The sequence below is a fragment of the Streptomyces sp. NPDC006393 genome (assembly GCF_040628575.1).
Taxonomy (GTDB): Bacteria; Actinomycetota; Actinomycetes; order Streptomycetales; family Streptomycetaceae; genus Streptomyces.
The window spans coordinates 70,490-80,527 of record NZ_JBEXZD010000024.1; the positions used below are offsets into that span (position 1 = coordinate 70,490).

Below are 10,038 nucleotides of genomic sequence, written 5' to 3' on the forward strand. Positions count from 1 at the left end.
CACTTGCCGCTGTAGCGGCATCATCAGTCCGTCGTACACAGGGGCGAAGGCCCCCTTGGAGCGGGAGTCTTCAACGCATTGGCGATCTGTTGCCAGACTTGACGGTGAATGGATGCGTAAACGTGATGCGGGCAGAAGGGTTCCGTTATCCGGACAGTGGGTAACGGGGGCCGGACACGGGCCAGTTGGGCCTTTCCGAGCCAGAACCGGATCTTCCGCCCCCATCTACGCGCGCAGAAGTCCTTTCCGTGCGCCGATCGGGGTCAGCGGTACCGGCGCTTCCGGATCAGTATCCGCCCCCGGCCGGCGGGTAGCCGTAGCCGCCCGGCGGGTTCTGGACCGAAGCGGCGTGGGCATCGCGGTCGTAGAAGGGCCGGGCGTTGGCGCGCAGCCACATCGCCACCGGGTCGAACTCGTCGGACATCGCCACGGTCGACACCGGCAGCCCGTCGGGGACCGCGCCGACGGACTGCCGCATCATCGCCCGCACCGAGTCGACGGCGGGCGGGGAGGTGTCGTACACGTCCAGACCGATGGCGAGGTACGGCGCCCCGAGCGCGGGCTGCACCCAGGCGCGGCGCAGCGAGCGGACCGCCGGGGTGCGGTGGGCGTTCTGCGTCAGCAGGGCGTAGAAGTGAGGGATCTCGATGGCCGGTTCGGACAGCCTGAGCGGTCCGGCGGGCTGTCGGTCCAGGCCGGTGGCGATGCGGCGCAGATCCGGCCAGGGGATGCCGACGCCGCCGCCCGGGGCGTGCGGGTTCAGCCACAGACCGTAGTGGTCGGGGTACAGGACCCGGGCCGCGTCGAGGGCGTCCACCACCTCGTACGACCGGTTCCAGCCGCTGGCCGACAGCTCCTGGGCGGAGGTGACACAGGGGGCGTAGCCGTGGCCGTCGACCTCCATGTGGCCGTACTGGGCGTCGGGGGAACCCGCCTGGCCGTGCCAGAGCAGCATCCAGACCTGGCCGGAGGTCGGGGTCGCGAGGGCGCGCAGCAGCGCCTCATAGGCGTCGTAGCGTCCGGGCGTCACCTGGCGCAGCGTCTGCTCCACGTGCCCGGCCGCGGCCGTGCCGCTCGCGCTCACTTTTTACCGCCCCTTCGTACAAGCAACGTTTCGACCGAGCCGTGGGTCCAGCTTAGAGCCCGCCCGCGAGCCCGGTGCGTGGTGTCGTCCCGCGGGTGCGGGGAGTCGTGGCCCGTCGCGCCGCGCGGGGAGCCGCGTGCGGGCACCGCCCCGCGCCCCTGAAGGATTCTTCAGTGGCCGTACTGGTAGAACGGCCGGACCTGTTCCCTCAGCCAGCCCGCCACCGGGTCGTCCGTCACGTCCAGCAGGACCAGGTTGACGGGCCACTGGACGGGGACCTTGGCGAGGGCGCGGCCCAGGGCGTCCAGGGGGCGGGCGCGCAGGTCGCCGTCCCACTGGGAGAGCTCGACGCCTATGAACATCACCGGGTCGGCCGTCTCTATGGCGGCCAGGCAGCGGCGGGCCGCGAGGACCACGCCCGTGTCGGCGAACTCGGCGGAGGCGGCGGCCAGGAAGTCCACCGGGTCGTCCTGCCAGTCGGGTTCGAACAGACGGACACGGCCGCCGCCGGGGCCGTCCAGTTCGGTGCGCCCGGCCCGGCACAGCTCGGCCACGGCCGGCGGGGGCAGCGGGATGCCGACCACGCCCTCCGGGTTCAGCGCGATGCCGACCTGCGGGGGCAGTCCGCGCGCGAACTCGACGGCGGGCGCGATGACGTAGGGCATGTGGGGGCCGGCGACCTGGCGGAACTGCTCCTCGGAACTGAAGACCGGGACGAAGGCCTGGCCGTCGATCTCCAGCGTGGGCAGGTCGAGCGGACCGCTGTGCGGGCCACCGCCGCCGGGCAGCGGAACCCACAGGAAGCTGCGGCCCAGCACCTCGATGATCCGGCCGCCGGCCGAGGGGATGCCGAGGGAGGCGGAGAGCACTTCCTCCAGCTCGTTGCCGGGCCATCCGCCGTGCGGCTGGGGATGTGCCTGTGCCGGAAAGTCCGCCGGGTAGCCCCCGGAGAAGTCCGCCGGAATGTCCATTCGCCTACCACCTGCTGGGAACCGCTGTTGTGACCGAAAGGCTATCGGGTGCCGGTGCGGGGCGGGCCGGTGAAGCCGATCCTGCGCAGCGCGGCCGCCGCCTCGCGGTCCAGCAGCACCGCCGAGCCGCAGCCCCTCGGCAGTGCGCCCCGCTCCACGGCGCGCAGCAGACGGGCCGCGGCCCTGCGGTGGCGCAGGAAGGCGTAGCGGGAGACACCGCGGCCGCGCCGGCGCATGCCGTCGGCGGCGGTCTCGGGGGTGACGTCCAGCAGGATCAGGTGGAGCGTGCCGCCGCGGCGGCGGGCGGCGCGGGCCAGCCAGCCGCGGACCCAGCTCTGCGTGCCGCAGTCGTGGACGACGACCCCCTCGCCGGAGCGCAGCGCGCGGCGCAGCGCGGCGTAGTGGGCGAGGCGGACCAGCGGGCGGTAGAGCGCGTAGGGCAGGTGGGACGAGAGCCGTGCGTCCCAGCGGTCGCGGGTGTCCTGGGAGTCGATCCCCGGGCCGCGCACCGCGCGCCGCATCAGGGTCGACTTGCCGCTGCCGGGCAGGCCGGTGACCACGGCCAGGTCGTTCGGGCCGAAGAGCAGCGCGTGCGGGCCGCGGCCGGCCCGCTCGCGCAGGTCGCGCACCACGGGCACGGGACACCCGCCGCCGTGCTCGCGGGCCGGGGCGAGCGGCCCCCGGGCACCGGGTCGGCCGGGCAGGGCGAGGGCCCGGGTCGTGGCGTACGCCGGCGCGGTCCTGTTCACCGTCATCGTCCTCCCCTGGGTGGTGACGGTTCACCTCCCCTTCGAGTGTAAAGAGAAGGTAATGCCCCGCGTCCGGCGATTTCATGCGCGTTCTGCCACGGGTCGGTCACAGACGCGGCCTGACGTGATCCGGCCCGGCGTGCAATGATGTGCCCGCCAACTGCATACAGGCCGCTTGAATCCGCGCGGGAGAGTTCCCAGCAGCCGTCTCGCTGGGGCGCCGAAGGAGCAAGTCCCTCCCTTGAATCTCTCAGGCCCCGTTACCGCGCGGGCGAGGCACATCTGAAAAGCGGGCCGCTGCCGCAGTGGCTCCACCCAAGGTGCAAGCCGTGATCGTCCGTCCTACGGCGGTCATGGCGAACCTCTCAGGTTCCGATGACAGATGGGGAGGACACCGATCCGTCCTCGCCCTTCCCCGCGCTCGGCCTCGCTCGCGCGGGGGGATCCCCACCGCCTGGGAGACACGCCCGATGAGCAGTTCCGCACCCCGTCCGCTCCGTCATACCGCGCTCGACGCGGTGCACCGCGCGCTCGGTGCGACGATGACCGACTTCGCCGGCTGGGACATGCCGCTGCGCTACGGCTCCGAGCGCGACGAGCACATCGCCGTGCGCACCCGGGCCGGGCTCTTCGACCTCTCCCACATGGGTGAGATCACCGTCACCGGCCCGCAGGCCGCCGCCCTGCTGAACCACGCCCTGGTCGGCAACATCGCCTCCGTCGGCGTCGGCCGGGCCCGGTACACCATGATCTGCCGGGAGGACGGCGGCATCCTGGACGACCTGATCGTCTACCGGCTGGCCGAGGCCGAGGCGGGGTCTCCTCGCTACATGGTGGTCGCCAACGCCTCCAACGCCCAGGTCGTGCTGGACGCGCTCACCGAGCGGGCGGCCGGTTTCGACGCCGAGGTCCGCGACGACCGGGACGACTACGCCCTGATCGCCGTGCAGGGCCCTCAGTCCCCCGGCATCCTCGCCTCCCTCACCGACGCCGACCTGGACGGCCTGAAGTACTACGCCGGCCTGCCCGGCACGGTCGCCGGGGTGCCCGCGCTCATCGCGCGCACCGGCTACACCGGCGAGGACGGCTTCGAGCTGTTCGTCGCGCCGGCCGACGCCGAGAAGCTGTGGCAGGCGCTGACCGACGCCGGAGCGGACGCCGGGCTGGTGCCGTGCGGGCTGTCCTGCCGCGACACGCTGCGCCTGGAGGCCGGCATGCCGCTGTACGGGCACGAGCTGACGACCGCGCTCACCCCGTTCGACGCCGGGCTCGGCCGGGTGGTCAAGTTCGACAAGGAGGGCGACTTCGTGGGCCGCGAGGCGCTGCTGGCCGCCGCCGAGCGCGCCGCCTCCCAGCCGCCCCGGGTGCTCGTCGGCCTGGTCGCCGAGGGCCGGCGCGTGCCGCGCGCCGGGTACCCCGTCGTCGCGGGCGGCGAGGTGATCGGCGAGGTCACCTCCGGCGCCCCCTCCCCCACCCTCGGCAAGCCGATCGCCATGGCGTACGTCGACGCCGCGCACGCCGCGCCGGGCACGCCGGGCGTCGGCGTGGACATCAGGGGCAGGCACGAACCGTACGAGGTCGTGGCGCTGCCCTTCTACAAGCGGCAGAAGTAGCGGCAGAAGCAACGACCAGGTCGTCAGACTGGTCCGGCAGGGCGCCGGCGACGCCGTGCGGCAGGCGGGTCCCCGGACGCCGTGTGCCCGCGTGTCGCGCCCCGGCGTGTGACGCCCGGCACATCACCCTGCTCACCAGCGCTTTCATCAGTCTCTCAGTCACCAGCAGTCCCCCGCGTACAGGAGAATTCAGGCCATGAGCAACCCCCAGCAGCTGCGCTACAGCAAGGAGCACGAGTGGCTGTCGCCCGCCGAGGACGGCGTCGCGACGGTCGGCATCACGGAGTTCGCGGCCAACGCGCTCGGCGATGTCGTCTACGCCGACCTCCCGGAGGTCGGCACCACGGTGGCCGCGGGCGAGACCTGCGGCGAGCTGGAGTCGACCAAGTCGGTCTCCGATCTGTACTCCCCGGTCAGCGGTGAGGTCACCGAGGTCAACGAGGACGTGGTGAACGACCCGTCGCTGGTGAACTCCGCGCCCTTCGAGGGCGGCTGGCTGTTCAAGGTGCGCGTCACGGAGGAGCCGGCCGACCTGCTCTCCGCCGACGAGTACGCCGCCGAGACCGCCGGCTGAGGAGCGGACACACGCACATGACTGTTCTGAACACGCCCCTGCACGAGCTCGACCCGGAGGTGGCCGCCGCGGTCGGCGCCGAGCTGCACCGCCAGCAGTCCACGCTGGAGATGATCGCCTCGGAGAACTTCGCCCCGGTCGCGGTGATGGAGGCCCAGGGCTCGGTCCTGACCAACAAGTACGCCGAGGGCTACCCGGGCCGCCGCTACTACGGCGGCTGCGAGCACGTCGACGTGGTCGAGCAGATCGCCATCGACCGCGTCAAGGCCCTGTTCGGCGCCGAGCACGCCAACGTGCAGCCGCACTCCGGTGCCCAGGCGAACGCGGCCGCGATGTTCGCGCTGCTCCAGCCCGGTGACACGATCATGGGTCTGAACCTCGCGCACGGCGGGCATCTGACCCACGGCATGAAGATCAACTTCTCCGGCAAGCTCTACGACGTCGTCGCCTACCACGTGGGCGAGGACGGCCTGGTCGACATGGACGAGGTGGAGCGGCTGGCGAAGGAGTCCCGGCCGAAGCTGATCGTGGCCGGCTGGTCGGCCTACCCGCGGCAGCTGGACTTCGCCGCCTTCCGCCGGATCGCGGACGAGGTCGGCGCCTACCTGATGGTCGACATGGCGCACTTCGCCGGTCTGGTCGCGGCGGGACTGCACCCCAACCCGGTGCCGCACGCCCACGTCGTCACCACCACGACCCACAAGACGCTGGGCGGCCCGCGCGGCGGTGTGATCCTGTCCACGGCCGAGCTGGCCAAGAAGATCAACTCCGCCGTCTTCCCCGGTCAGCAGGGCGGTCCGCTGGAGCACGTGATCGCCGCCAAGGCGGTGGCCTTCAAGGTCGCGGCGAGCGACGACTTCAAGGAGCGCCAGCGTCGTACCCTGGAGGGCGCCCGCATCCTGGCCGAGCGCCTGGTGCGGGACGACGCCCGGGCGGCCGGCGTGGACGTGCTGACCGGCGGCACCGATGTGCACCTGGTCCTGGTGGACCTGCGCAACTCGGAGCTGGACGGCCGGCAGGCCGAGGACCGCCTCCACGAGGTCGGGATCACGGTCAACCGCAACGCGGTGCCGAACGACCCCCGCCCGCCCATGGTCACCTCGGGTCTCAGGATCGGCACGCCGGCCCTGGCGACCCGCGGCTTCACGGCCGAGGACTTCGCCGAGGTCGCCGACGTGATCGCCGAGGCGCTGAAGCCGTCCTACGACGCCGAGGCTCTCAAGGCCCGGGTGAAGACCCTGGCCGACAAGCACCCGCTGTACCCGGGTCTGAACAAGTGACTCGCCGGTGGGGCACCCGTGAGGGTGCCCCACCACCCCCCGTTTGTGTGTTTCTGCTGTCTTGAGGAGTGACCGTGGCCATCTCGGTCTTCGACCTGTTCTCGATCGGCATCGGCCCGTCCAGCTCCCACACGGTCGGCCCGATGCGCGCGGCGCGGATGTTCGCGCGCCGGCTGCGCAACGAAGGCCTGCTGGCCTCCGTCGGCTCCGTGCGCTGCGAGCTGTACGGCTCGCTCGGCGCCACCGGGCACGGCCACGGCACCCCCAAGGCGGTCCTGCTCGGTCTGGAGGGCGCCTCGCCGCGCACGGTGGACGTGGAGGGGGCGGGCGAGCGGGTGGAGGACATCAAGGCGGCGGGCCGCCTGAAGCTCCTCGGCGAGCACGAGATCCCCTTCACCTTCGACGACGATCTGGTCCTGCACCGGCGCAAGGCCCTGCCCTACCACGCCAACGGCATGACCATCTGGGCGTACGACGCCACCGGGGCGGAGCTGCTGTCCAAGACGTACTACTCGGTCGGCGGCGGCTTCGTCGTGGACGAGGACGCGGTCGGCGCGGACCGCATCAAGCTGGACGACACGGTGCTGAAGTACCCCTTCCGCACCGGTGACGAGCTGCTGCGCCTCACGAAGGAGACGGGCCTGTCGATCTCCTCCCTCATGCTGGAGAACGAGCGGGCCTGGCGCACCGAGGAGGAGATCCGTGCGGGCCTGCTGGAGATCTGGCGGGTGATGCGCGAGTGCGTCCGGCGCGGCATGACCCGTGAGGGCATCCTGCCCGGCGGTCTGAAGGTCCGCCGCAGGGCCGCGGTCTCGGCCCGCCAGCTGCGCGCCGAGGGCGACCCGCTGGCGCACGCCATGGAGTGGATCACCCTGTACGCGATGGCGGTCAACGAGGAGAACGCGGCCGGCGGCCGGGTGGTGACCGCCCCCACCAACGGCGCGGCCGGCATCATCCCCGCCGTCCTGCACTACTACATCGACTTCATTCCCGGCGCCGACGAGGACGGCGTGGTCCGCTTCCTGCTCGCCGCCGGCGCGATCGGCATGCTGTTCAAGGAGAACGCCTCCATCTCCGGCGCCGAGGTCGGCTGCCAGGGCGAGGTCGGCTCCGCCTGCTCCATGGCCGCCGGGGCGCTGGCGGAGGTGATGGGCGGCACGCCCGAGCAGGTGGAGAACGCCGCCGAGATCGGCATGGAGCACAACCTCGGCCTGACCTGCGACCCGGTCGGCGGCCTGGTCCAGATCCCCTGCATCGAACGCAACGGCATGGCCGCCGTGAAGGCCGTCACCGCCGCCCGCATGGCCCTGCGCGGCGACGGCTCCCACAAGGTGTCCCTCGACAAGGTCATCAAGACCATGAAGGACACCGGCGCCGACATGTCGGTCAAGTACAAGGAGACCGCCCGCGGTGGACTCGCGGTGAACATCATCGAGTGCTGAGGCGACCGCACGGGTGACACCACCGTGTCGCTGAAGTGATGAAGTGATGAGCTGCGGCAGCTTGTCGGTAGGGACCCTCCCCTTCACCGATGGCAAGAAAGGGCTGCCGTGAAACGGTTCGGCGTCTATGCAACGCTGCCTTTTGTCGCCGCCGTGGCGCTGACAGGCGCGACAGCGGGCCAGGCCTCCGCGGGAGACAACACCGGCTCCGATTCCCCCTATTCGGGGCCGGCCATTGTTGTCAACAACTACTACGGCACCATCTTCAACAAGGGTGACGGCAACATCTTCAACCGGGGGGACGGAAACACCAACAGCGTTCAGCTCGGCAATACGCAGAGCGGCACAGGAAACACCCTGGGCGGCACGCAGGGCGGCACCAACAACACCCAGGGCGGCACCCAGGGCGGTGGCACCGGGAACACCCAGGGTGGCACCGCGGGCGGCACGAACAACACCATCACCCAGGGCGGCACGGTGGGTGGCAAGCACAACAACCAGGGCGGCACGCAGAGCGGTACCAACAACACCCAGGGCGGTGCCCAGAACGGCACGAAGAACACCCAGGGCGGCACACAGGCCGGTACCAACAACACCCAGGGCGGTGCCCAGAACGGCACGAAGAACACCCAGGGCGGCACACAGAGCGGCACCAACAACACCCAGGGCGGCACGCAAGGCACCACCGCCGACGACCTGGCCACGCGCATGGGCATGCGCATGGGCATGGGACCGGCGCTTTCCCCGGCCGAGGTGACGTTCCCGGCGATCGATGCCGCGATGCGCAACATCCCGCGGCAGGAGCGTGCGGAGCTTGCTCCCCTGATGTACCTGCCCATCAAGTACGCGGCGGGTCTCTGGCAGAAGTGACGCACGGGGCGCGGCGGCGCCGGCCGGCAGGCCGGGGCCGCCGCGCCCTCGTCGGATTCCCCCGGACGGGTCATCCAGGGGTGCCGATGCCCCCGGAAGGGTCGAACGTGGGATCGGGCGGCACGAGCCGCCGACCGCTCGTCCCGCAGCGTCACGTGGCCGGCGGGCCTGGCCCCACCTCCGCTGGAGCCTCTCATGAGCCCATCCGTGATACACATGGCCGTCATCTGCGACTGGCCGCTGCTCCAGCTCGGTGTCGACCAGGCGATCAGGACCCAGCCCGACCTGAGGATCAGGTACCTCGCCACCACCGTCGACGACCTGGTGTGCGATGCCGACGAGGTGAAGATCGTCCTGCTGATCACCCTGCAGAACAGTGACCAGGTGACCTCCCACCAGGTGGCCCAGCTGCAGCGGCAGGGCCATGCCGTCATCGTCCTGTCGACCTCGCAGGCACAGTCCGACGCCGTCCTGTGCATCAAGGCCGGCGCTCGCGGATATCTGAGCCGGCGAACCGACGATGCGGAGCTGGTGGCGGCCATTCGCGCCGTCGCGTCCGGCAGGGACTACTTCGGCGCCAGTCTGGCGGGCAGGAGCATACCCGCGCCCCCTCCTCACCTCACCGGCCGCGAGAGGCAGATCCTGCATCTCGTGGCCGGCGGTGCGACGGACCGGGAGATCGCCACGCAGTTGAACATCACCGAGAACACGGTCCATACGCATCTGGAACGACTGCGCAGAAAAAGCGGCTCACGCCGTCGCGCGGACCTCACCCGGCTGGCTCTGGAGTACGGGATATTCGTCAACGACTCCACGGAGTGATCAGTCGCCGGCCGGACCCGCGTCCGGGCGGATGTCGTCCAGGCCGTTCACGATGATCACAGGCGGCGGGTTCGCGGGCGTGGGCACCTGGATGAGGATGGGCACGTAGACGATCTCGCCGTGTCGGTACTCGGCCTTCGCCGAGAGCCGGTAGCACACGGGCTGCCGCGGGTTCTGGGCCGTCGCGTAGCACCGAAGCACCGACTGCGCCTGCGCGGGGACGCCCGCGTCGCCGGCTTGCGCGCTCCCTGCTCCGGTCATCACGCAGACGCACGCGAGAGCCGCGAGGCCGGCACCCCGCAGCCGTGCGTGTGAGCGAGTTCGGCACCTCGCGGAGGCGGTTGCCTCCACGGGGTGCCGAGTCACCTTCTGGGGACGCTTCAACACTCAGCCCTGGGTACCGCCCTGGGTGTTGCCGCCGCCGCCACCCTGCGTGCCGCCCTGGGTGTTGCCGCCGCCGCCACCCTGCGTGCCGCCCTGGGTGTTGCCACCGCCGCCGCCACCCTGCGTGCCGCCCTGGGTGTTGCCGCCGCCGCCACCCTGGGTACCGCCCTGGGTGTTGCCGCCGCCGCCACCCTGCGTGCCGCCCTGGGTGTTGCCGCCGCCGCCACCCTGCGTGCCGCCCTGGGTGTT

At 71.4% G+C, this 10,038-nt stretch carries 11 protein-coding genes and 1 riboswitch; of the genes, 6 read left to right on the plus strand and 5 right to left on the minus strand.

The window, feature by feature from the left end; translation table 11 throughout:
- Nucleotides 1-286: 286 nt before the first annotated feature.
- From ABZ484_RS13485 to ABZ484_RS13495, 3 genes are all read right to left on the minus strand, one after another.
- On the minus strand, nucleotides 287-1,084 hold the full coding sequence (locus ABZ484_RS13485) for an enhanced serine sensitivity protein SseB C-terminal domain-containing protein (RefSeq protein ID WP_358866023.1): 798 nt from the start codon (nucleotides 1,082-1,084) through the stop codon (nucleotides 287-289).
- Nucleotides 1,085-1,254: 170 nt separating this feature from the next.
- Entirely contained in the window at nucleotides 1,255-2,055 is an 801-nt protein-coding gene (locus tag ABZ484_RS13490; protein WP_358866024.1) for an enhanced serine sensitivity protein SseB, read from the minus strand.
- Nucleotides 2,056-2,096: 41 nt separating this feature from the next.
- On the minus strand, nucleotides 2,097-2,810 hold the full coding sequence (locus ABZ484_RS13495; protein ID WP_358866025.1) for an AAA family ATPase: 714 nt from the start codon (nucleotides 2,808-2,810) through the stop codon (nucleotides 2,097-2,099).
- A 170-nt stretch (nucleotides 2,811-2,980) separates the two neighbouring features.
- Nucleotides 2,981-3,080, plus strand: a riboswitch (glycine riboswitch).
- Nucleotides 3,081-3,274: 194 nt separating this feature from the next.
- Here ABZ484_RS13495 and gcvT point away from each other — a divergent pair.
- From gcvT to ABZ484_RS13525, 6 genes are all read left to right on the plus strand, one after another.
- Nucleotides 3,275-4,417: a glycine cleavage system aminomethyltransferase GcvT gene (gcvT, locus tag ABZ484_RS13500; protein ID WP_358866026.1), complete on the plus strand. Its 1,143-nt coding sequence runs from the start codon at nucleotides 3,275-3,277 to the stop codon at nucleotides 4,415-4,417.
- Nucleotides 4,418-4,613: 196 nt separating this feature from the next.
- Nucleotides 4,614-4,991: a glycine cleavage system protein GcvH gene (gcvH, locus tag ABZ484_RS13505; RefSeq protein ID WP_030179780.1), complete on the plus strand. Its 378-nt coding sequence runs from the start codon at nucleotides 4,614-4,616 to the stop codon at nucleotides 4,989-4,991.
- A gap of 17 nt (nucleotides 4,992-5,008) precedes the next feature.
- Nucleotides 5,009-6,271, plus strand: coding sequence for a serine hydroxymethyltransferase (glyA, locus tag ABZ484_RS13510; RefSeq protein WP_358866027.1), 1,263 nt, complete (start codon nucleotides 5,009-5,011; stop codon nucleotides 6,269-6,271).
- 74 nt (nucleotides 6,272-6,345) lie between these two features.
- Nucleotides 6,346-7,713 (plus strand): L-serine ammonia-lyase, encoded by a 1,368-nt coding sequence (locus ABZ484_RS13515; RefSeq protein WP_358866028.1) that lies wholly within the window; start codon nucleotides 6,346-6,348, stop codon nucleotides 7,711-7,713.
- Nucleotides 7,714-7,821: 108 nt separating this feature from the next.
- Nucleotides 7,822-8,583, plus strand: a complete 762-nt coding sequence (locus ABZ484_RS13520; RefSeq protein ID WP_358866029.1) for a hypothetical protein — start codon at nucleotides 7,822-7,824, stop codon at nucleotides 8,581-8,583.
- A gap of 195 nt (nucleotides 8,584-8,778) precedes the next feature.
- The gene (locus tag ABZ484_RS13525; RefSeq protein WP_358866030.1) at nucleotides 8,779-9,405 is read left to right on the plus strand and encodes a response regulator transcription factor; all 627 of its coding nucleotides are present in this window, start codon (nucleotides 8,779-8,781) and stop codon (nucleotides 9,403-9,405) included.
- Here ABZ484_RS13525 and ABZ484_RS13530 read toward each other — a convergent pair whose 3' ends face one another.
- Together ABZ484_RS13530 and ABZ484_RS13535 are read right to left on the minus strand one after the other, a co-directional pair.
- Complete coding sequence (locus ABZ484_RS13530; RefSeq protein ID WP_358866031.1) at nucleotides 9,406-9,666, minus strand: hypothetical protein; 261 nt, start codon at nucleotides 9,664-9,666, stop codon at nucleotides 9,406-9,408.
- 126 nt (nucleotides 9,667-9,792) lie between these two features.
- The coding region (locus tag ABZ484_RS13535) for a hypothetical protein (RefSeq protein ID WP_358866032.1) at nucleotides 9,793-10,038 on the minus strand (246 nt) is incomplete at its 5' end.

Excerpts from the sequence above, each read along its gene's own strand:
- glyA (WP_358866027.1), top strand. The coding sequence starts at position 5,009 with ATGACTGTTCTGAACACGCCCCTGCACGAGCTCGACCCGGAGGTGGCC.
- gcvH (WP_030179780.1), top strand. The coding sequence starts at position 4,614 with ATGAGCAACCCCCAGCAGCTGCGCTACAGCAAGGAGCACGAGTGGCTG.
- gcvT (WP_358866026.1), top strand. The coding sequence starts at position 3,275 with ATGAGCAGTTCCGCACCCCGTCCGCTCCGTCATACCGCGCTCGACGCG.
- ABZ484_RS13525 (WP_358866030.1), top strand. The coding sequence starts at position 8,779 with ATGAGCCCATCCGTGATACACATGGCCGTCATCTGCGACTGGCCGCTG.
- ABZ484_RS13490 (WP_358866024.1), bottom strand. The coding sequence starts at position 2,055 with ATGGACATTCCGGCGGACTTCTCCGGGGGCTACCCGGCGGACTTTCCG.
- ABZ484_RS13530 (WP_358866031.1), bottom strand. The coding sequence starts at position 9,666 with ATGACCGGAGCAGGGAGCGCGCAAGCCGGCGACGCGGGCGTCCCCGCG.
- ABZ484_RS13495 (WP_358866025.1), bottom strand. The coding sequence starts at position 2,810 with ATGACGGTGAACAGGACCGCGCCGGCGTACGCCACGACCCGGGCCCTC.